Annotated in this window: 21 protein-coding genes; 16 read left to right on the forward strand and 5 right to left on the reverse strand. The window is 69.7% G+C overall.

All coding sequences use genetic code 11. From position 1 onward, the window contains the following. Positions 1-111: 111 nt before the first annotated feature. The gene (gene tal / locus PKD89_RS17290) at positions 112-1,221 is read right to left on the reverse strand and encodes a transaldolase (protein ID WP_289011119.1); all 1,110 of its coding nucleotides are present in this window, start codon (positions 1,219-1,221) and stop codon (positions 112-114) included. Between the two features lie 51 nt (positions 1,222-1,272). Beyond that, positions 1,273-3,264, reverse strand: coding sequence for a transketolase (gene tkt, locus PKD89_RS17295; RefSeq protein WP_287377980.1), 1,992 nt, complete (start codon positions 3,262-3,264; stop codon positions 1,273-1,275). 79 nt (positions 3,265-3,343) lie between these two features. Here tkt and PKD89_RS17300 point away from each other — a divergent pair, with 79 nt between their 5' ends. From PKD89_RS17300 to PKD89_RS17315, 4 genes are all read left to right on the forward strand, one after another. Continuing rightward, positions 3,344-3,754 carry a hypothetical protein gene (locus PKD89_RS17300; RefSeq protein ID WP_287377983.1) on the forward strand — a complete coding sequence of 137 codons (411 nt, stop codon included), beginning with the start codon at positions 3,344-3,346 and terminating at the stop codon, positions 3,752-3,754. Between the two features lie 104 nt (positions 3,755-3,858). After that, a complete protein-coding gene (locus tag PKD89_RS17305) occupies positions 3,859-5,034 on the forward strand; it encodes an FIST signal transduction protein (protein WP_289011118.1) in 1,176 nt (391 codons plus the stop codon). Positions 5,035-5,075: 41 nt separating this feature from the next. Continuing rightward, entirely contained in the window at positions 5,076-5,585 is a 510-nt protein-coding gene (locus PKD89_RS17310; protein ID WP_287377986.1) for an NfeD family protein, read from the forward strand. Positions 5,586-5,595: 10 nt separating this feature from the next. Beyond that, positions 5,596-6,570, forward strand: a complete 975-nt coding sequence (locus PKD89_RS17315) for an SPFH domain-containing protein (protein ID WP_287377988.1) — start codon at positions 5,596-5,598, stop codon at positions 6,568-6,570. 9 nt (positions 6,571-6,579) lie between these two features. Here PKD89_RS17315 and PKD89_RS17320 read toward each other — a convergent pair whose 3' ends face one another. Next, entirely contained in the window at positions 6,580-7,635 is a 1,056-nt protein-coding gene (locus PKD89_RS17320; protein ID WP_287377990.1) for a restriction endonuclease, read from the reverse strand. A gap of 22 nt (positions 7,636-7,657) precedes the next feature. On the opposite strand from PKD89_RS17320, the gene PKD89_RS17325 reads away from it, so the two are divergent. The 10 genes from PKD89_RS17325 (at position 7,658) to PKD89_RS17370 (ending at position 16,280) form a co-directional block, all read left to right on the forward strand. After that, the gene (locus PKD89_RS17325; RefSeq protein ID WP_287377992.1) at positions 7,658-8,533 is read left to right on the forward strand and encodes an acyl-CoA thioesterase; all 876 of its coding nucleotides are present in this window, start codon (positions 7,658-7,660) and stop codon (positions 8,531-8,533) included. A gap of 31 nt (positions 8,534-8,564) precedes the next feature. Further along, a complete protein-coding gene (locus PKD89_RS17330) occupies positions 8,565-10,763 on the forward strand; it encodes an acetate--CoA ligase family protein (RefSeq protein WP_287377994.1) in 2,199 nt (732 codons plus the stop codon). Next, entirely contained in the window at positions 10,760-12,265 is a 1,506-nt protein-coding gene (gene dacB, locus PKD89_RS17335; RefSeq protein WP_289011187.1) for a D-alanyl-D-alanine carboxypeptidase/D-alanyl-D-alanine endopeptidase, read from the forward strand. Before PKD89_RS17330 ends, dacB begins: the two co-directional genes overlap by 4 nt. Before the next feature lie 31 nt (positions 12,266-12,296). Then, positions 12,297-12,953 carry an LON peptidase substrate-binding domain-containing protein gene (locus PKD89_RS17340; protein WP_287377999.1) on the forward strand — a complete coding sequence of 219 codons (657 nt, stop codon included), beginning with the start codon at positions 12,297-12,299 and terminating at the stop codon, positions 12,951-12,953. Between the two features lie 112 nt (positions 12,954-13,065). Then, entirely contained in the window at positions 13,066-13,413 is a 348-nt protein-coding gene (locus tag PKD89_RS17345) for a phage holin family protein (protein WP_287378002.1), read from the forward strand. A 54-nt stretch (positions 13,414-13,467) separates the two neighbouring features. Then, entirely contained in the window at positions 13,468-13,674 is a 207-nt protein-coding gene (locus PKD89_RS17350; RefSeq protein ID WP_287378005.1) for a hypothetical protein, read from the forward strand. After that, entirely contained in the window at positions 13,674-14,207 is a 534-nt protein-coding gene (locus PKD89_RS17355; RefSeq protein ID WP_287378006.1) for a hypothetical protein, read from the forward strand. The genes PKD89_RS17350 and PKD89_RS17355 overlap by 1 nt, the downstream gene beginning before the upstream one ends. 48 nt (positions 14,208-14,255) lie before the next feature. Then, the gene (locus tag PKD89_RS17360) at positions 14,256-14,453 is read left to right on the forward strand and encodes a MoaD/ThiS family protein (protein WP_289011188.1); all 198 of its coding nucleotides are present in this window, start codon (positions 14,256-14,258) and stop codon (positions 14,451-14,453) included. Positions 14,454-14,469: 16 nt separating this feature from the next. Then, positions 14,470-15,411 (forward strand): ATP-binding protein, encoded by a 942-nt coding sequence (locus PKD89_RS17365; protein WP_289011189.1) that lies wholly within the window; start codon positions 14,470-14,472, stop codon positions 15,409-15,411. Next, the gene (locus tag PKD89_RS17370; protein ID WP_287378010.1) at positions 15,408-16,280 is read left to right on the forward strand and encodes a tRNA (adenine-N1)-methyltransferase; all 873 of its coding nucleotides are present in this window, start codon (positions 15,408-15,410) and stop codon (positions 16,278-16,280) included. Before PKD89_RS17365 ends, PKD89_RS17370 begins: the two co-directional genes overlap by 4 nt. Before the next feature lie 19 nt (positions 16,281-16,299). On the opposite strand, the gene PKD89_RS17375 is transcribed toward PKD89_RS17370, so the two are convergent. Next, complete coding sequence (locus PKD89_RS17375) at positions 16,300-16,536, reverse strand: ferredoxin (RefSeq protein WP_349257358.1); 237 nt, start codon at positions 16,534-16,536, stop codon at positions 16,300-16,302. 245 nt (positions 16,537-16,781) lie between these two features. Here PKD89_RS17375 and arc point away from each other — a divergent pair, with 245 nt between their 5' ends. Together arc and dop are read left to right on the forward strand one after the other, a co-directional pair. Beyond that, positions 16,782-18,539, forward strand: coding sequence for a proteasome ATPase (arc, locus tag PKD89_RS17380; RefSeq protein ID WP_289011190.1), 1,758 nt, complete (start codon positions 16,782-16,784; stop codon positions 18,537-18,539). 62 nt (positions 18,540-18,601) lie between these two features. Next, a complete protein-coding gene (gene dop, locus PKD89_RS17385) occupies positions 18,602-20,107 on the forward strand; it encodes a depupylase/deamidase Dop (RefSeq protein WP_287378017.1) in 1,506 nt (501 codons plus the stop codon). An 85-nt stretch (positions 20,108-20,192) separates the two neighbouring features. Here the strand turns inward: dop and PKD89_RS17390 are convergent, their stop codons facing one another. Continuing rightward, entirely contained in the window at positions 20,193-21,509 is a 1,317-nt protein-coding gene (locus PKD89_RS17390; protein ID WP_287378018.1) for an HNH endonuclease signature motif containing protein, read from the reverse strand. Positions 21,510-21,554: the final 45 nt, after the last annotated feature.

Genomic DNA, 21,554 nt, shown 5'->3' on the forward strand with positions numbered 1-21,554 from the left:
GGTGGCGTCGGAGAGCACCCCTGTTGCGGGGCGCCCGGATCCTTTGGGTGGCACGGCACGGTCGGCCGGAGCGCCGGAGCCTGCCGGTCGATCGGTCACGCTGTCGGTGGTCTATCCGTCGACCGAGGGGCCGACGCGCTCGGCCAACGTGGCGAGCACTTCGTCGAAGCTCGTGGCGAAGCTGGCCACGCCCTCGGCCTCGAGCTTGGCCGATACCTCGTCGAGGTCGACCAGCTCGCCCAGCTGCTCCCAGCGCTTCTGGTCTGCCTCCGGGCTGGCGTCGAGGGTGGACACCAGGTTGCCGTGATCGTCGAAGGCCTCCAGGGTGGCCTCCGGCAGGGTGTTGACCGTGTTGGGGCCGATCAGCGAGTCGACGTAATAGGTGTCGGGGTACTCGGGGTTCTTGGTCGACGTCGACGCCCACAGGGGTCGCTGCAGCTTGGCGCCGCGCTCCTCAAGGACATCCCAGCGGGAACCGCTGAACGCCGTCATCGCCAGCTGGTAGGCCAGCTTGCCCTGGGTGATCGCCGCTGTGCCCAGCAGGTCGAGCGCGTCGTCGGTGCCTACCTCGGTCAAGCGCCGGTCGACCTCGGTGTCGACCCGGGAGATGAAGAACGATCCGACGCTGGAGATGTGGCTGAGGGTGCCCTTGTGGGCCTCGAGCCCGCTCAGGTAGGCCTCGATCACGTCGGCGTACCGCTCGAGGCCGAAGATCAGCGTGACGTTGACCGGGATGCCCTCGGAAGTGAGCACCCGGATCGCCTCGATGCCCTCAGCGGTCGCCGGCACCTTGACGTACAGGTTGTCCAGGGCGAGGTTGCGGGACAGCTCCCTGGCCGCCTCGATCGTGCCCTCGGTGTCGTGGGCCAGCGCAGGTGACACCTCGACCGACACCCAGCCATCGACGCCGCCCGAGCTCTCGTGCACGCCTGACAACAGGTCGGCGGCCGCCGAGATGTCGCTGCCGACCAGCTGCCAGTAGGCCTCCTCGACCGATGCGCCGCTGCGGGTGAGGCGCGCCAGCTCGTCGTCGTAGTCGGCCGAGGCCATCGCCTTTTGGAAGATCGTCGGGTTGGAGGTGATGCCCCGCACGCCCCGGTCGATCCAGCGACGCATCTCACCCGACGTGATCCACCCTCGGGTGATGTTGTCGAGCCACGGGCTCTGTCCGCAGTCTTCGTGCAGTTTGATCAGCTGGCTCACGTTGTCTCCGGTGCTCATGTGCGTGGGGTGGGGGAGTCCCCGGTCGGGCGGGTACCGCCCGGTTGGAGCCTACCGATCGTCGAGCAGGCCTCGGGCGGCTTCGGCGACCGCCGTCGGGTTGATCCCGAGCCGGTCGAGCACGGTTCCGCCGGGCGCCGAGGCGCCGAAGCGGTCGATGCCGACGGTGGCATCGGCCCAGCGGTGCCACCCCAAAGTGACCCCGGCCTCGACCGAAACGACCGGCCGACCATCGGGCAACACCTCCGCCCGGTAGGCGGGACCGGCGGCCTCGAAGAGTTCCCAGCAGGGCATCGAGACGACGCGGGCCCCAATGCCATCGGCGGCGAGCGCCTCGGCCGCCTCGATCGCCACCGCCACCTCGGTGCCGGTGGCGACGAGTGTGACCCGGGCTTCACCCCTGTCCGTTTCGCTCGGGTCGGCGACTACGTAGGCGCCCTTGGCCACACCCTCGGCGGCCCGATCGGCGCTGGTGCTGAGGGTGGGGGTGCCCTGACGGGACAGGATCATCGCCACGGGGCCGTCGACGTGGGCGGCGGCCGCCCACGCCGCAGCGGTCTCGTTGCCGTCGGCCGGCCGGAACACGGTGAGCCCGGGGATCGTGCGCAGTGACATCACCTGCTCGACCGGCTGGTGGGTGGGGCCGTCCTCGCCCACTCCGACCGAATCGTGGCTCCACACGAACACCGCGCGGGCCTTGGACAGCGCGGCCAGGCGCACCGAGGGCCGGGCGTAGTCGCTGAACACCAGGAAGGTCCCGCCGACCGGCCACACGCCACCGTGCAGCGCCATGCCCACCGAGGCGGCGGCCATCGCATGCTCACGCACCCCGTAGTGCATCGCCATGCCGGCCGGATGCTCGGCCGATTGGAAGTCCGCACCGGCGAGCTTGGTGCCGGTGTTGCCCGACAGGTCGGCGGAGCCGACGAACAACGACGGCGTGAGCGGTGCCAGGGCGTCGATCACCTTCTGGGACGCCACCCGGGTCGCCGGCGAGTCGTCGGGGCCGAAGACGGGCAGTGCCGCGGCGATATCGACGGTCGGGCGGGCCGACCAGTCGGCTGTGAAGGCGTCGCGTTCCGCCGCCGGGGCGGCCTCGGTGCGCTTCGTCCACTCGGCGTGGGCCTCAGCGCGGCGGGAGGCTGCCGAGCGGTAGAATTCGGCGACGTCGTCGGGCACGTAAAACGACTTGTCGGCGGGCAGGCCCATCTGCTCCTTGGCCTCGGCGATCGTCTCGGCGTTGAACGGGTTGCCGTGGGCCTTGGGGTTGTCGGTCCAGGTGGGCGAGGGCGTCCCGACCCGGGTGCGCAGCACGATCAGCGTCGGCCGGGTCTCGTCCGTCTTGGACGCTTCGAGCGCAGCCTGGATGGCGTCCAGGTCATCGCCGGCCTCGCCGAGCTCGATCACCTCCCAGCCGTAGGCGGCGAAACGCTGCGGCGTGTCGTCGCAGAAGGCGATCTCGGTCACGCCGTCGATCGTGATGTGGTTGTCGTCGTAGATCGCCGTCAGCCGGCCGAGGCCCTGTGCGCCAGCGAGCGAAGCGGCTTCGTGGCTGATGCCCTCCATCAGGTCGCCGTCGGACGCGATCGTCCACGTGTGGTGATCGATGAAGTCGGCGCCGAGACGGGCCCGCAGACTGCGCTCGGCCAGCGCCATGCCGACAGCGTTGCCGAAGCCCTGCCCGAGCGGTCCGGTCGTCACCTCGATGCCGGCGGTGTGACCGGCTTCGGGGTGGCCCGGCGTGGCGCTGCCCCACTGGCGGAACTCCTTGAGATCGTCCAGGGTCAGGGGGTAGCCGGTGAGGTGCAGCATCGAGTACTGCAGGATCGACGCGTGACCCGCCGAGAGCACGAATCGGTCGCGATCGGCCCAGGTTGGATCCGCCGGGTCATAGGACATCACGCGGGTCCACAACACGTGCGCCAACGGCGCAAGGGCCATCGCGGTGCCCTGGTGGCCCGAGTTGGCCGCCTGAGGGCCGTCCATCGCCAGCGCACGCACGACGGAGATGCAGCGCTCTTCCAGGGGATCGATCGTTGACATCGGAGGGCACCTCGGCAGTGTGGTTCGGGACGACGGGGGTTGGGAGCGACGGTACCGCAGGCCCGGTACGGTGGCCTATATGCAGATCGTCGCCGCCCTGTTCACTGACGAGATCGAGCTGCGTCCGGTCCCCGGCCCGTCGACCCGGATCGATCTCACCGGCGTGCACTTTTCGGCGCCGGCGCCCTCCGCTCCGCCGGTGACGGTGACCCCGCACCTGGTCGTGATCGTCCGCAACGAGCCCGACGGGGCGCCGGACGGGGTGCTCGAGGTCACCTTCCACCTCCTCGACCAGCCCGACGGTACGGCGGAACAGATCGCCCGCAACGTGCAGCCGGTCGGGGTCGAGCCGGGCAAGTTCGCCTACCGACTCGTGCGTGCCGAACTCGAGTTTCCCGACCTGGGCACGGTCGAGGCCCGCTGCTGCATCGACCGCGGTGAGCCGGTCGTCGTGCCCTACACGTTGCTTGCTCCAGTAGCGGAGGGCTGAGCGGTGGAACCCAACACTCGCGTCGGTGCGCTTGCTCCAGTAGCGGAGGGCTGAGCGGTGGAACCCAACACTCACGTCGGTGCGCTTGCTCCAGTAGCGGACGGGTGAGGCGCTTCGCCGCAGCCGGGTCGGAACACCCGCTGACCCCGCATGCGGTGGGCGAGGTGTGCGGCGAGATCTCCGAGACGTTGGGTCCGGGCCCGGCCCCCGACGTCGTCATCGTGTTCTGCTCGGGCGACCACGTCGCCTCAGCCGGTGCGTCGCTGCGGGCGATCGACGCTCTGCTGTCGCCGCGCATCTGCCTCGGTGCCGCCAGCAGCGGCACGCTGGCCGGCGCACGCGAGGTCGAGGGTCGGGCGTCGCTGTCGGTGTGGGCGGCCAGGCTGGGCGAGGCCGTCGAGCCGGTGTCCTTCGACGTGGCCTCGGTTGCGGACGGCGTGATGATCGGGGGCACTTCCGAGCTGGTCGACGCCACCGGCCACCTGCTGTTGGTCGGCGACCCCGATGGTCTGCCGACGAGCGGCCTGCTCGCCAACCTGGCGCTGCGGGCCCCCGAGCTGGTCGTGGTGGGCGGGCTGGCGCCGCCGGTCGGCGTTCCGCCGGCGCCGCTGTTGTTCGAGGGCACCGAGCTGCGCACCGGGGGGGCGGTTGGCCTGCGCATCGCCGACAGCGTGCCGATGCGGGCGCTGGTCGCCCAGGGCTGCCGGCCCATCGGTGAGCCGATGGTGGTCACCGGGGCCGAGGGGACGATGCTGACCGAGCTGGCGGGGCGCTCACCCCTGACCCGCATTCGCGAGCTGGCCGAGCAGCTCGACCCCGACGATCGCGAGCTGGCCGCTCGAGGGCTGCACCTGGGGCTGGTCGTCGACGAGCACCGGGTGGACTTCGGTCGTGGCGACTTCGTCGTCCGCAACGTGATCGGCGCCGAGACCGACACCGGCTCGTTGGCGGTGGGCGAGCAGTTGGCGCTTGGCTCCATCGTGCAGTTTCAGGTGCGGGACCCGGCGAGCGCCGAGGCCGAGCTGGCCAGGCTCCTCAAAGATGCCGGGCCGGCGGCGGCGGCGCTGGTATTCACCTGCGTCGGTCGCGGTGCCGCCCTGTTCGGGGAGCCCCATCACGACGCGACAGCGGTGGCCGACATCAGCGGTGCGGGCGCGCTCGCCGGCATGTTCTGCACGGCGGAGCTGGGCCCGATCGCCGGCATGAGCAAGGTGCACACCTACAGCGCCGCCGTCGCCTTGTTCGGTGGGGCTGGGCCCGGTGCAGGCCGGGATGGGTGACGGCCGCGCCGGACGGTCACCGTCCCGGTAACCTGAGCCCCATGGACGCAGGCGACTGGGGTTGGATCTGGATGGTGGCGTTCGTCGTCTTCCTCGTTGGCGAGCTGGCCACGCCCGGCGCCTTCTTTCTGATCGGGTTTGCCATCGGTGCCCTGTTCGCCATGTCGGCCGCCTTTCTCGGCGCCGCCGAGGTCGTTCAGTGGGGTCTGTTCATCGCCGCGTCGGTGGGAGCGTTCGCTGCGCTGCGACCCCTGGCGCACCGAATGGACCGTCGCTCCGATGATGCGCCCCCGTTGGGCGCCACCCGGCTGTCGGGCGCCAGCGGCGTCCTGACCGAGGCGGCCGGGCCGGGCGGCGACGTGGTCGGCATGGCGAGGGTGGGCAGCGAGGAGTGGCGGGCGATCAGCGAGGATGGCCACGAGCTGCCGGCGGGCAGCCCGATCACCGTCGTGCGGGTCGAGGGCACCCGGTTGGTGGTTCGGGGCACCGGCTACCACCCGGTCACCGTCTGGACGTTGGGTGAACCGGGGGGCGGTGGGGGCGGGGCCTAGGCTTCCCGGCATGGAAGCAGCGCTCATCGTCCTGATCGTCATCGCCGTCCTGTTGTTCGTGGTGGTGGCCTCCTCGTTCAAGATCATCAACCCGTATCAGCAGGGGGTGGTCGAGGAGCTGGGCCGATACAAGGCCACTCGCGACTCGGGGTTGCGCCTGATCGTCCCGTTCATCCAGCGGATCCGCTTGGTCGACATGCGTGAACAGGTGATCGACGTACCGCCCCAGGAGGTGATCACCTCCGACAACGTCGTCGTGTCGGTCGATGCGGTGATCTACTACGAGCCGACCGACCCCCGACGCCTGCTGTACAACGTCGCTCAGTTCGTCCTGGCGGTCACCAAGCTGGCCCAGACCAACATGCGCAACGTCGTCGGTGACCTCACGCTCGACGAGGCGCTCACCTCGCGCGACACGCTCAACACCGAGCTGCGCTTGATCCTGGACGACGCCACCGACAAGTGGGGCGTTCGGGTGGTGCGCGTGGAGATCCAGCGCATCGATCCCCCCGGTGACGTCATGGCGGCGATGCACGAGCAGATGAAGGCGGAGCGCACACGCCGGGCGCGCGTGCTCGAGGCCGATGGCATCCGCGAGGCCGAGATCAAGACCGCCGAGGGGCAGAAGGCCTCGGCCATCTTGAAGGCCGAGGGCATCCGCCAACAGCAGATCCTCGAGGCGGAGGGTGAGGCCGAAGCCGTGCAGACGTTGGCCCAGGCCGAGCGGTTCCGCCAGATCACCACCGCCGAGGGCGAGGCCAAGGCGATCGAGCAGGTCTACGGGGCCATCCACGCCGGCGACCCGACCAACGACCTGATCGCCATCAAGTACCTGGAGACCCTTGGCACGATGGCCGACGGTCAGGCGACCAAGATCTACCTGCCGACCGACACGTCGGGGCTGCTCAGCTCGATCGCCGGTGTGGGCGAGCTGCTGCGGGCCACTCAGGAGAGCTCCGAAGGCGAGCGTCCCACCGCCGGCTAACCCGCGCCCTCAGCCGTTGAGGTGCGCCCGAACCTCGCCGAGGCGCCGAGTGACCGAATCGGACAGCTCGTCCCACGGCCGCCCATCGAGTGCGTCGATGACGACCGCCCGCTGGTCGGCGCTTCCCTCGAGCAGGCCGGCGTAGACGGGGACGTGCTGCAGGCCGTCGCCCTCGACGGTGATGGTGAGAGCGTCGTCGGGCAGCCCGGCATCGTCCAGCACGGCGCGGTGGCGCTGCACGGCGCTCTCGCTGGACACGCGTTGCAGCGCGCCGAGCGCGCTGCGCACGGCCCGGGTGATCTCGGCCACCCCGCTCAGCGGAGCGATCGCCGCCCGGGCGGCCACCTCCAGCCGGTCGTCGGCCAGTGGCACGCCCTGGAGCGTTGCGCCATCGAGGCCGTCGTAGGCCACCTGAAACAGCCGCGACCGGCTGGCCCCGGCCCGCCGACCGAAGCGCGCCGGCGGGGCCGGGTCGGCCACCCGGTAGGTGACGATGTGCACCGGCAGCCACAGGGCGGCCTGCCACACCAGGCGCTCGCCGCCCAGTCCCAGCCGGCCTCGGCCGGCCTGGCGCAGTGTGGCCGCAGCGCTCTCCGGTGAACGGGCGTGGGCGAAGCCTCGAACGGTGGCGGTAGCGCCGGGTGGCTGCGCCCAGCGCCCCTGGGCGGCGGCGGCGAGCACGTCGGCGCCGAGGCGTCGCTCCAGCTCGGCACCATCCCACAGCTCGATCCCCAGCTCGCGGGCCGCAACCGTCGCCCCGCTGCTGAAGCCGCCCGGTGCGGCGATGATGCCCTTGTGCAGGCCTAGGTCGGCCAGCACGTAGGCCAGCTTGGCCACGACGTCCTTGCCGACCCGGGCCTCCCACGACTTGGCCTCGACGACGGTGACGTACTCGGTCAGGGCGTCGCTGCGCCGGGCGACGACGTCGAGCTCGTGGGCGTTGCCCGACCGGCCCTGCACCACCTGGTTGGCCTGCGTGTCGTAGCCGTGCCGGGCGAAGTACGCCTGGATCACCGCCTCCAGCGCTGCGCCCCGCCGGGCGCCGATCGAGCTTGGTGTGGACACGCCTCCACCCTAGGGAGGACGGGTGACAATCTCACCGGACCCGACGTGGGTCGGGGCCCAACTGGTCGGCCGGGACGGCGGTGGGCGAGGGTTGGGCATGGATTTTGCCCTGATGATGGCGCTCGAACCCCACGGCACGGACGTGTTCGTCGGCACCGGACCCCAATATCCCTGGGGCGGACTCTACGGGGGCCAGATCGTCGCTCAGGGCCTGCGTGCCGCTCAGCTGACCGTCGACGACGAGTTCGTGCTGCACTCGATTCACGCCTACTTCATCCGCATGGGCGACCACACCGAACCGGTGCGCTTCGAGGTTGACCGGCTTCGCAACGGCCGCTCGTTCTGCACCCGGCGGGTCGTCGCCCGCCAGGCGACCGGTGCCATCTTGAACCTGGCCTGCTCCTTCCAGCGACCCGAGGAGGGGTCGGTGCTGCAGACGGTCGTCATGCCCGACGTCGCCGGACCCGAGGGCGTCGACGACGACTCCTGGTCGCCGATGTTCGAGCGCCGTCCGGCACTTCCCCGGGGGACGGCCGACCAGCCGGGTGCCTGGGCCGGGCTGTGGATGCGCACCCCCGGGCCGGTGGAACCGAGCCTCGCCCACGCAGCGCTCGCCTACCTGTCCGACGACGTGCCCACCGACGCGGTGCTGCCCCAGCACCCGGAGGCGCTGCCCGGCGGCGAGAACCACGAGCGGTTCATGGTGGCCAGCCTCGATCACGCCATCTGGTTCCACCGGGCCTTCGACCCGGCCGAGTGGCACCTCTTCGACGCCACCTCTCAGGGGTTCGGCAACGGGCGGGGACTGTCGGTCGGCCACGTGTACAGCACCGAGGGCGTCCACGTGGCGACGGTCACCCAGGAGGTGCTCATCCGTCGGAACCGCCGGCCGGGGTGACCGGTTCGCGCGTTCGTTAGGGTGTCACGCCGTGGCCAACCCCTCGGTACCGATCGCCCGCACGCTGTCCGAGCCCGACAGCAAGGCCCTGGTGGCCGCTTACGGAGTACCGGTGCCCGGCGAGGCGACGGCCGAGGATGCCCCAGCGGCGGCCGCTGCGGCCGACGCGCTGGGTTACCCGGTGGTGCTGAAGCTCGCCGGTGACTCGATCGCCCACAAGACCGAACGCGGCCTGGTTCGGCTGGGCCTGGCCACGCGCTCGGCCGTCGAGGCCGCCGCCGTCGACCTGCTCGGGCTGGCCCGTAGCGAAGACGGCAAGGTCGAGCTGCTCGTCGCCCCGATGATCTCCGGGGACCGCGAGCTGATCGCCGGTATGTTCCGCGACCAACAGTTTGGGCCGCTGGTGGCCTTCGGCTTGGGCGGCGTGCTCGCCGAGGCGATCGGCGACGTCGTCTTCGCCCCCGCACCGCTCAACCGGGCCGACGCCGCGGCGCTGATCGACCGGCTGGCCACCCAGGAGGTGCTCGGAGCGTTTCGCGGCCAGCCGGCGGTCGACCGGGAGGTGCTCGTCGACCTGCTGTGCGCGCTGGGCCGCCTGGCGGTCGAGCGCAGCGATGTCGCCTCGGTCGACCTCAACCCACTGATCGTCTGCAATGGTCGGCCCGTGGCCGTCGACGCGCTGGTCGAGCTCGGGGACCCGTCGGCGGGCGACCCCGCGGTCGGTGGCGGCGAAGCGGTCGAACCAGGGACACCTGGTGGTGGCGCCGGCGTCCACCGCCTCGATCCGCTGTTCAACCCGAAGGGGGTCATCGTCGCCGGGGCGTCGACCCACCCGGGCAAGTTCGGGTTCGTCACCCTGCACAACCTGCTCGCCGGTGGCTACGAGGGGCCCGTGTTCGCCACCAACCGCGAGCGGGCCGAGGTGCTCGGCCGGCCGACCCTCGCGTCGGTCGACGAGGTGCCCGAGGGCGAAGCCGACCTGGTCATCGTGTGCACGCCGAAGGCGTCGGTGCGCGAGGTGCTCACGCAGGCTGCCCATCGCGGGGTTCGGGGTGCGTTCCTCACCACCGCCGGGTACGGCGAGGCGGGGGAGGCCGGGCGGGCGGAGCAGGCCGAGCTGGTGGCGCTCGCTGAGGAACTCGACCTGGTGATCGCCGGCCCCAACGGCCAAGGGGTGATCTCAACCCCGGCCAAGCTGTGCGCCCAGATCGTGGCTCCCAACCCGCCGGCCGGTTCGATCGGGGTGGTCAGCCAGTCGGGCAACCTGGTGTCGGCGTTTCTCAACCATGCGGTGAGCTCGGGGGTGGGCGTGTCGCGGGCGATCTCGGCCGGCAACGCCGCCATGTTGGAGCCGATCGATTACCTCGAGTACTTCGCTGACGACCCCGCCACCTCGGTCGGGCTGTGCTACCTGGAGGGCGTCGGTGACGGCAGGGCCTTCTATGAGCGGCTGCGCGCCGTCACCCGACGCATGCCGGTCGTCGTCGTCAAAGGCGGCTCGACCGGCGCCGGAGCCCGGGCGGCGGCCAGCCACACCGGTTCGCTCGCCTCCGACGACCGCATCGTCGACGGCGTCCTCGCCCAGGCCGGAGCCGTGCGTGCAGCGGGTGTGGAAGCCGGTTTCGACGCCGCCGCGATGCTGGCCACCCAGCCGCCGGTTCGGGGCGGGCGCGTCGTCGTGGTCACGACGGTGGGCGGATGGGGCGTGGTCGCCGCCGATGCGATCGAGCGCAGCGCCCACCTGCGGCTCGACCCGCTGCCCGGCGATCTGAGCGCCGCCATCGACGAGCTCTTGCCGCCCAGGTGGAGCCGCAACAACCCGATCGACCTGGCGGGCGGCGAAACCCGGGATACCGTGCCCAGCGTGCTCGAGCTCGTCGCCTCCCACCCCTCGACCGACGCGGTGCTGCTGCTCGGGCTGGGCATCCAGTCCAACCAGGCGGCGCTGATGCGTTCGGGAGGCTTCTACCCCGACCACGGCCTTGAGCGAATCGTCGACTACCACGAGCGCCAGGACGAGCGCTACGGACGGGCGGCGGCCGAGGTGTCGGCGAGCACCAACAAGCCGGTGATCTGCGCCACCGAGCTGGCGGTCACCCAACCGTCCAACCCGGCACCGGCCGCGGTGGCGGCGACGGGCCGTTACGCCTGTGCGTCCGCCGAGCGGGCGGTGGCCGCACTCGATGCGATGGTCGCTGCGTCGACAGCCCTCGGGCGGACCAGCTCGTGAGCGCCCCGATGGACCGCAAGCGGCGCCGCCGCGCCAAGCAGCGTCGACGTCTGGGCTTCCTTCGGGGAGCGGCCTTGGTGCTCGCCATCGTCGGCGGGGTGCTGGTAGCGGCCGGCTGGGTCAGCGACGGTACCGCGGCGGTAGGCACGTCCCCCCGAACGGGCATGGAGCTGGCCACCCCGATGTTGTCGGCCCGGCGCGTGCCCGACCTGGTGTTGCGCCCGACCGCAGACCTCAAGATGGCAAAGGCCCTGGCCCCGCTGGCCCAACAGTCGCCACCCGACAGCTGCATCAGCGTCGGTCAGGCCGGCGGTCCCGTGTTTGAGCTCCGCCCCGACACGCCGCTGCTGCCCGCATCCAACCTAAAGATCCTCGTCGGAGCGGTGGCCCTCGAGGTGCTCGGTCCGGAGACGACGTTGACCACCCGGGTGGTGGCCGACGCCGATCCGGTCGGCGGCACGGTGCAGGGCGACCTGTACTTCGTCGGCGGCGGCGATCCGATCATCGAGACCGGTAACTACGACGCGTCCCTGATGTTTGCGCCCCAGCCACACACCGCCCTCGAAGGCCTGGCCGATGCCGTCCGTGCCGCCGGGGTGACCAAGGTGACCGGCAATGTGGTTGGTGACGATGGCCGCTACGACGACCTGCGAACGGTGGAGTCCTGGGATCCCGACGACCTGTCCAATGGCGAGGTGGGGCCGTTGTCGGCGCTGTCGGTCAACGACGCCCGGGACCGGACCAACGGCGGCGACCTGGACGACATCGTCAGCGGAGCGATCAGCGATCCGGCCGCCGACCCGCCGGCCCACGCCGCCGAGGTGCTGCGCGAGCTGCTGATCGCCCGCGGGGTGGTCGTCGAGGGCGCCTTCGCCTCCGGCGAAGCGCCCGACCAAGCCCGACAGATCGCAGCGGTCGACTCGCTCCCCGTCAAGGGGCTCGTCGCCCAAATGCTGCAGTTCAGCGACAACAACACGGCCGAGCTGCTGCTGAAGGAGGTCGGCCGGGAGCGGAGCGGCGTGGGGTCGACCGCTGCCGGCATCAAGGTGGAACTCGAGCTGCTCAAGGAGTGGGGCATCTCGACCGAGGGCGTCGTCATCGTCGATGCTTCCGGGCTGAGCGGCGCCGACCGGGTCACCTGCACGCTGCTGCGCCGGGTGCTCGACCACGGCGAGGCCGACGGACTGCTGGCCAAAGCGCTGGCGGTGCCGGGTGAAAACGGGACGCTCCTGAAACGCTGGGTCGACTCCCCGGCCCGGGAGGCGGTCCGGGCCAAGAGCGGCACGCTGTCGATCGTCACCGGGCTGTCGGGCTGGGTGCGCACCCCGGCGGAGTTCGACCTGTCGTTCTCGTACCTGATCAACCGCCCGGGGGCCAACATCGTCCAAGACGATCTCACCAGACAGGAGCAGCTGACCGAGACCCTGCTGTCCTACCCCCAGCTTCCCGACCCCAAGGTGCTGGCGCCCAGCGAGCCGCGTCCCGTCGGATCCGGTTCCTGATCCGATGGAGCCGACGCGTGGGATCGTTCCGATGTTCCCGTTGGGGTCGGTCGTGGTGCCCCACATGCTGTTGCCGCTGCACGTGTTCGAACCCCGATACCGCATCCTGTTCGAGGAGCTGGTGGGGGAGCTGCCCCGGCCGGACGACCAGGCGAGCCTCGGATCGGAACCCCGCTTCGGGGTGACGATGATCGAGCGCGGGAGCGAGGTGGGCGGTGGGGAGGTTCGCGCTGCGGTCGGCACCCTGGCCACCGTCGTCGGCGCCCAGCTGGCCGAGGATGGCCGATGGGCGGTGGTGGCGGTCGGCGGCGAGCGCATCCGGGTGCTCAACTGGCTCGACGACGACCCCTATCCACGGGCCGAGGTGGATCTGTGGCCCGACGAGGACCCGCCCGACCTCAACGCCGCTCTCGCCGGGTCGATTCCGACGCTGCTCGAGCGCCACGCCGAGCTGTCCGAGCTGATGGTGCAACTCGGTGTGGAGCTCGAACCTGGCGAGGCGGGCTCGGACGTGCCCGATGCCGGCGAGGACCCGGACCGGCTGATCTGGCAGCTGGCGCTCGCCTCGCCGCTGGGCAGCCTCGACCGCTACCGCCTGTTGTCCGCGCCCGGATCGGTCGAGCGGGCCACGCGGTTGGTGGCGCTGCTCGACGAGCAGATCGAGTTGGTGCGGGCCCGCCTGGAGTGAGCCGCCGACCTCGACGCGACGCCAGTGCTTGCCGGGGGGGCGCGCCGCCCACTAAACCGAGTACCTCCTGTCGGCCCGCAGCGGTCGACCGAAGCGCAGCCGAGGGAGCCACGTGGCAACGAAGCAAGGCGAAACTCCGAGTACCGGCGATCAGGTCGGCGAGCTGAAGAACCTGGTGGTCGGCTATGCCAAGCAGGAGACCGTCGATCCGCTGAAGTCGCTCGGCCGCTACGTCGGCTTCGGCGCGGCGGGGGGCACCTGCATCGGCATCGGCGTCGTGCTGCTCACCCTGGCGTTGCTGCGAGGATTGCAAACGATCGAGACGATCAACCAACCCGGCCGGGTCCACGGCGGCACCTGGTCGTGGGTTCCCTACGTCGGCGCTCTCGTCTGGCTGCTGCTCGTCACCGCCGTGGCTGCGAACGCCGCCAAGCGGGGCGGCGACAAGCGTCGGAAGTAGTGCCGGTTCCCTCCCGGCGTCCCACGGCCACACCTCTCGAAGGAAGAAGTTCACATGAGCGACGACAAGATTGACCGCAACGACATCCGCGATCAGATCGCGGGCATCGGCGAAGGCGTGACCCACCAGGCCGAAGAGGCGAAGACCCAGATCGTGGCGGTGGTGGCCGGGATCGGCCTGCTCGCCCTGATCCTGTTCTTCTTCCTCGGTCGCAAGAACGGCCTGAAGCGTTCTGCCGTGATCGAGATCCGCCGCTCCTGATGCTGCTCAAGCTTCTCAAGCTCGTCGCACCCTTCCTGGCAGGAGGCGGCCCGACGGGCGTCGTTGCGCGCAAGGCGATCGACTGGTTCCAGGATCGGATGGAGGAACCGGGCGAGCAGCGGGTGACCACCGCCAAGATGCAGCCCGGCGACCGGCTGGAGGTCGTGGCCCGCCCGGCACCGACCAAGGCCGAACGAAGGTTGGAGGCCGAGCTGGACGCCGCCAAGGCCAGGCTGGCCAAGGCCCGCAGCGCCAGCCCCAAGCAGGTGAAGGTGGCCAAGAAGCTGGAGCGCACCCAGACCCGCCTGGACAAGGCACATGACGGGTCGAAACGGGCGGCCAAGCTCGCCGCCGAGGAGGCCGACCTCCTGGTGCGCTTCGACCGCTTGGACGTGCGGCGGGACGAGCGGCGCCAGGCCGTCGACGAGGTGGCCGCCCTCGAGGCCAGCCTGGAGGCGGTTCGCGCCGTCGCACTGGCCAAGGCCGGCGGGTCGGGCACGACCAAGCGTCGGTTCTATCGCGCTGACGACTGAACGTCGCCGGTTGGTGAGCGTGCCCCCGGTCGATGCCAGACTGGGTTGATGATCGTGCACCTCCGCCAGCCGACACGAGAGGTCACCTTCGACGGCTCCCTGACCGTGACCGCCTTGCTGGGCAAGCTGGACCTCAATCGGGAGTCGGTGCTGGTGATCCGCAACGGGACGCTCGTGCCCGGCGACGAACGCCTGGGCGCCAACGACGAGATCGAGATCCGTCCCGTCGTCTCCGGCGGGGCGTGACCATGAGGTGGACACGATGAAGTGCCGGGTGTGTCGGGGGCCGGCCGTCATCGACCTACGGCGTCACAATGCCAACTTCTGCGCCGAGCACTTCGTGAAGTTCTGTCGCGACCAGACGGCCAAGGCGATTTCCGATCACGACATGGTGCAACCCGACGACCGCTTGCTGGTCGCCGTGTCGGGCGGCAAGGACTCGCTGGCGGTGTGGGACATCCTCATCGCGCTCGGCTACAGCGCCGATGGGCTCTACGTCGGACTGGGCATCGGGGAGTACTCCGACGCGTCGGCCGACGCAGCGCGGGCCTTCGCCGAGCAGCGCGGGTTGACGTTGATCGAGGTCGACCTGGTCGAGACCTACGGCTACGACATCCCCACCGGATCGCGGGCCGCCAAGCGCACGCCGTGCTCGGCCTGTGGCATGTCGAAGCGCCACGTCTTCGACGAAGCCGCCCGCAACGGCGGCTACGACGCTCTGGTGACCGGCCACAACCTCGATGACGAAGCTGCGGTGCTGTTCGGCAACGTGTTGCGCTGGCAGATGCCCTACCTGGGCCGGCAACGGCCCGTGCTGCCCGCCGGCGACGGCTTTCCCCGCAAGGTGAAGCCGCTGATCCGCCTGGGGGAGCGCGAGATGGCCGCCTACTGCGTGGTGTCGGGCATCGACTACCTGGTCGAGGAGTGCCCGATGGCCGCCGGCAACCGCCACCTGGCCTACAAGGAGGCGCTGACCGGTATCGAAATCCGCTCGCCGGGCGCCAAGTTCGCCTTCTACCACGAGTTCCTCTCCAAGGCGGCCGACCGCTTTGCCGACGACGAGACGACCGGGCGCGACGAGCTGGGCATCTGTGAGCGCTGCGGGTCGCCGTCGGAGTCCGAGGTGTGCGCGTTCTGCCGGCTGGCCGAGCGCGCATCGGCGGCTCAACCGGTGCAGCTGTCCAGAAGGGACGGCGGAGCGTGAGCGAACCGACCACCCACGGACCACCCAACGACGGCGCCGCCCGTTCGGGCCACCACGGACTGCTCGAGGAGGGGGAGTCGGTGCTGCTGATCGACCACAAGGGTCGCCGCTACCTGCAGACGCTGAGCGAGAACCAGGAGTTTCACAGCCACGCCGGGCCGCTCGAGCACGACCGCCTGATCGGCGCAGAGCCCGGATCGACCCATCGCACTACCAAGGGCCTGACCTTCACCGTGTTTCGGCCCACGCTGTCCGACCTGGTCTTCAAAATGCCCCGTGGGGCCCAGGTGATCTACCCAAAGGATTTGGGGCCGATCCTGATGCTGGCCGACGTCGCGCCCGGCGTCGAGGTGCTCGAGTCCGGCATCGGCTCCGGAGCGCTGTCGTCGGCCATGCTGCGCGCCGGCGCACGGGTCACCGGCTACGAGCTGCGCGAGGACTTCGCCCGACGGGCTCAGCTGAACGTGGCCCGGGCGGTCGGACCGGAGGCGGCGGCCCGGTTCGCCGTCGAGCTGCGCGACGTCTACGAGGGTATCGAGGTCGGTCCATCAGGTGGATACGACCGGGTGGTGCTCGACCTGCCGGAACCGTGGCAAGTGGTACCGCACCTCCAAGGTGCGCTGCGGCCGGGCGGCATCGTGTTGGCCTACACGCCCAGCATCATGCAGGCCAGCCAGTTCCGCGAAGCGCTCGTCGAGGCCGGGCTGGTGCTCGCCGAGACGCTCGAGGTGCTGCACCGCACGTGGAAGGTCGACGGTGCCGCCGTCCGCCCCGACCATCGCATGGTGGCCCACACGGCGTTCCTCAGCCACGCCCGAATGCCCTCCCGTTCCGAGCGAACCCTGCCCCCGGAGCGTGACGGCGCCTAGCGCAGCCGAGGAACTCGGGTCACTCGGCTTCGATGAAGATGCACTCGCCGGGACACTCTTCGGCGGACTCGATCACGCCCTCGAGCTCGGCGTCGGGGATCTCGGCCTTGCCCTCGGCGCCACCTGGATCGTTGAACACCTTGTCGCCCTCGACGACGTAGGCGAGACCGTCGTCGAGGAGCGTGAAGACGGCCGGCGAGATCTCTTCGCACAGGCCATCACCGGTGCAGAGATCCTGGTCGATCCAGACCTTCAGTCCCATGACTTCTCCTTACGTTGCCCCGCGACGCGGGTGGGGGTTCGGCGCTGTGGCCCTTATTTGGTGAAACACCAGCGGGTGCTTCTCCCGTAGCTCAGCATAACGACGCCTCGGCAGATAAACCCGGTATTTGCCGGAATAATGGGACAAGGTGACGCCTGTCTCTGGCGACAACCTCGCAGGGTGTGGCTCGCGGGGCCGGGCCTGGCGGGTAGCTTGGCCGTGAGCAGTGGGAGGGGCGGATGACGGCCAGCGACGAGACGAGACGACTGAAGGCCGAGGCCGAGGAACTCCACGACGCCGTGGCGGCGGCCGAGCGCGAGCTCGCCATGCTCACCCGTCGCGGCGCCGAGGCGCCCAAACGCATCCGGACCCTCGAGGACCGTCTGGTCGAGGTCAAGTCGCAACTGGCCCAGGCGGTCACGCAGAACGAGAAGCTCACCTTCACGCTGCGCGAAGCCCGCGATCACATCGCTGCGCTGCGCGAGGAGGTCGACAAGCTCACCCGTCCCCCTGCCGGCTACGCCACGCTGCTCGCCTCCAACGACGACGGCACGGTCGACGTGCAGTCCGGGGGTCGCAAGATGCGGGTCGAGGTGTCGCCCGCCGTGGAGGTCGCCGAGCTGCGCCGGGGTGCCGAAGTGGTGCTCAACGAGTCCTACAACGTCGTGATGGTGCGGCCGCCCGACCTGACCGGTGAGGTTGTGACGATCAAGGAGATCCTCGTCGCGGGCGCTCGTGCCCTCGTTGTCGGCCGTGCCGACGAGGAGCGGGTCGCCGAGCTGGCCGATCACCTGGCCGATGCGCCGCTGCGAGCCGGCGACACGATGCTGATGGAGCCGCGTGCGGGCGTGCTCGTCGAGCGATTGCCCCGGCCGGAGGTCGAGGAGTTGGTGCTCGAAGAGGTGCCCGACATCGCCTACACCGACATCGGGGGCTTGGACCGCCAGATCGAATCGATCATGGACGCGGTCGAGCTGCCGTTTCTGCACAGCGAGCTGTTCGCCACCTACGACCTGCCTGCGCCCAAGGGCATTCTCTTGTACGGGCCTCCCGGCTGCGGCAAGACGCTCATCGCCAAGGCCGTGGCCAACTCGTTGTCCAAGCAGGTGGCCCGCACCACCGGCGCCGATGCCCGCAGCTTCTTCCTCAGCATCAAGGGTCCCGAGCTGCTCAACAAGTACGTCGGCGAGACCGAACGTCACATTCGCCTCGTCTTCCAACGGGCCCGCGAGAAGGCGGCCGAGGGCACGCCGGTGATCGTGTTCTTCGACGAGATGGAGAGCCTGTTCCGCACCAGGGGAAGCGGCATCTCCTCCGATATGGAATCGACGATCGTGCCCCAGCTGCTGGCGGAGATCGACGGCGTCGAGGCGCTGCGCAACGTGATCGTGATCGGCGCCTCCAACCGCGAGGACCTGATCGACCCGGCCATCCTGCGGCCGGGCCGCCTCGACGTGAAGATCAAGATCGAACGCCCAGATGCCGAGGCGGCCACCCGCATCTTCGGGGTGTACCTCACCGCCCGTGTACCGATCGCCGAATCGGAGGTCGAGGAGCTGGGGGGCGGCGACCCGGCCAAGGCGCTTCAGGCGATGGCCGAGGCCGCCGTCGAGGAGATGTACCGCGACGACGAGGACAACCAGTTTCTCGAGGTCACCTACCAGAACGGCGACCGCGAGATCATGGGCTTCCGCGACTTCTCGTCCGGCGCGATGATCGAAAACATCGTGCGCCGCTCAAAGAAGCTGGCCATCAAACGGGAGCTGGCCGGCGGTCCGCGCGGGGTGCTCGCCGCCGATCTGGTGGCCTCGGTGCGCCAGGAGTTCCGTGAACACGAGGACCTGCCCAACACGACCAACCCGGACGACTGGGCCAAGATCTCGGGCAAAAAGGGAGAGCGGATCGTGTACGTGCGAACGCTGGTGAGCCATCCCGAGGAGGATGAGCCCGAAGGCGGGCGGGCGATCGAGCGGGTTCAGACCGGCCATTACCTCTGATATGGCCATTCGTGACAAGGCCGTTCGTGACAGGGCCGTTCGCAACACAGTGACCCGCTGACATGGCCATTCACAAGGTCCTCGGCATCGAGACCGAGTACGGCATCATCGTGCGCAATGCGCCCGAACAGAACCCGATTGCGGCCTCCAGCCTGTTGGTCAACGCCTACGTGAGCGAGGTGGCCCGTGCCGGCACCGGTCCGCGGATCGGCTGGGACTTCGGTGACGAGATGCCCGCCAACGACGCACGCGGGGTGCTCGAGCAGTACGTGCAGCCGCCTGAGGTGGAAACTCACCTGGTCAACGCCGTGCTGACCAACGGGGCACGGTTCTACGTCGACCACGCCCACCCCGAATATTCCTCGCCCGAGGTGGCATCGGCGCGCGATGGCGTGGTGTGGGACCGGGCCGGGGAGGAGGTGTTGCGCCGGGCGATGACCGCCGCCAACGCCATCTTGGAGGACGGCCAGGAGGTGATCGTCCACAAGAACAACTCCGACGGCAAGGGCAACAGCTACGGCACCCACGAGAACTACGTGATGGACCGCAACGTCCCGTTCAACCGGATCGTCGCCCGCGCCACTCCGCACCTGGTCACCCGCCAGGTGTTCTGCGGCGCAGGCAAGGTGGGGAGCGAGCTGCCCGGCCGAAAGGACGTCACCTACCAGCTCAGCCAACGTGCCGACTTCTTCGAGGAGGAGGTTGGCCTCGAAACGACGCTGAAGCGGCCGATCATCAACACCCGGGACGAACCCCACGCCGACCCGCGCCGCTACCGACGCCTACACGTGATCATCGGTGATGCCAACATGTCGGAATGGGCCACCTGGATGAAGCTGGCGACCACCTCGATCGTGCTGGCGATGATCGAGGACGACTGGCCGATGGGCGAGCTTCGGCCGGTGACCCCGGTCGCCACCCTGCGCCACATCAGCTGGGACCTGAGCCTGAGCGAAACCTACGAGACGCTCGATGGTCGCACGATCACGGCGCTGGGGGCCCAGCGGGAGCTGTGCGCGCTGGCGCGTGGTTGGGGCGAGCAGTGCGACACCTCGGCGGTGGGTGGCGACGACGTGCTGGCCGAGGTGCTCGTCGAGTGGGAGCGGGTGCTCAACGACCTGGAGCACGACCGCCAGCGTGCCGCCGACCGGGTGGACTGGGTGGCGAAAGGCCGGCTGCTGGGCGGGTTCGCCGAGCGGCACCAGTTGCCACCTGGCGCCCCCAAGCTGCGGGCACTCGACTTGCAATACCACGACATGCGCCCCGATCGCTGCCTGGCCCTCCGGGCCGGCCTGCGCACGCTGGTGAGCGCCGTGGAGGTGGCCGCCGCCGTCGACCTGCCGCCCACCGACACTAGGGCGTGGTTCCGGGGCACTGTGCTCGCGCGGTTCACCGATCAGGTGGTGACGGCCAACTGGGATTCGATCGTGTTCGACACCGGTTCCTCATCGCTGTCGCGGGTGCCGATGATGGAGCCCACCCGTGGCACCGAAGCGATCCTGGGCGAGATGGTGGCGGCCAGCGCGGACGCAGCCGAGCTGTTGGCCAAGCTGAACGCTTCGAGCTGACCCAGTTTCGGGTGGTTCGAGTCGCTGCTCATTCGAGCTGACCTTTCCCCCTGGTCCTGCAGGTTGCCGGTCCTTCCAGCTGCGCTCATTCGAGTTGGGAGCCGTCGGGGCGGGTGGTGTGCCAGGTGCCGTCGGGCTTGCGGTGGATCCGGAAGCCGCGCCCTTGAAGTGACTGTTGTTTCCAGCGGTTGTGTTTGCCGCACAACGGTGCCGCGTTTGACGGGCTGGTTGGGCCACCACGGCCGTGTTCGTGGAGGTGGTCGACCTCACAGGCGCTGGCCGGGACGGTGCAGCCGGGCCAGACACAACAGGTGTGGCCGGCGGTGGCGGCGGTGCGGGCCGAACCGGTGAACCGTCGGGCCCGGCCGAGGTCGATGACCACACCGGCGGCATCGACGATCATGCGGCGGATCTGGGCGGCGAGACCGTCGAGGCTGTTGGTGGCCGCTTCGGTCGGGTCAACGCCGTGACTGTCACCGGTGCGACACATGTAGCTGTCGGGGTCGAACTTGGGTGCCCGGTCGGCGTCGATCGCGTCGAGCATTTCCTCGTAGGCGGTTGCTGTCCAGTGGATGTTGTGGACGAACCCGGGCGGGACGGCACCGTCGGGTGCTGATGCTGGGTCTTGGAACAGCCGGTGCAACGCGTCGGCACGACGTTGGGGCGGGGTGCGTTCCAAATCGGCGTTCGTGACGGCGTCACCGAGGCGGGTTTTGGCTCCGGCCCAGTCCGCCCGGAATTCGGCGTCGATGTACCGATCGAGGATCTCGCGCATCTCAGCACCCTGGATCGACGCGAAGAACCCGGTGAGGTCCCAGGAGTTGTCCCACGGGTTCTGGACCAGTTTGGTGTTGCGGTTGGTGTGGTTGCGTTCGTTGGCCGGTTCGGGGCCGTCCTCGTCGATCAGGCGTTCCCACTGGCGGGTCGTCAACTCGAACTGCCTGGCCGACAGGATGTTGGCATCGGCAAGGAACTGGTGTTGGCGGGCTTCCATCGCGGGTGCGACCCGAGGATTGGTATGCACCCGGCCCAACAGGTGCATCTGATCGGTTCCGATCTCACCATCGGCCCACGCGTCGGCCAGCTTCGGCAGCGAGCGGCACGCCCTAGCGGTCTTCTCACGTGCCGATGCCTCCGCCCCGGACAGCTTGGCGTGATGCTTGGCCATCACCATGGCCGACGCGTGCCCGTCATCCACATACAGCCCGGCCCGGTCGATCGCACCCACCAACGCCGTGGCCGCAGCGTCAACCTGCCGACGTAACACCTCAACCTCACGCAACCACACGATGGCATCGGGGCCGTCAACCGGCGCCACACCGGCAGCAAACAACCCATCAAGACCCAGGTTGATCCGGTCGATCACCGTCCTCGCGTCAAGCGCCCACACCATCGAACTCATGTACCCCAGTATGAAGAGGACCAGTGACAAGCAAACAGGGTTCTG

The sequence above is a fragment of the Candidatus Neomicrothrix sp. genome, from assembly GCF_035329545.1.
GTDB classification, from domain to species: Bacteria; Actinomycetota; Acidimicrobiia; order Acidimicrobiales; family Microtrichaceae; genus Microthrix; species Microthrix subdominans.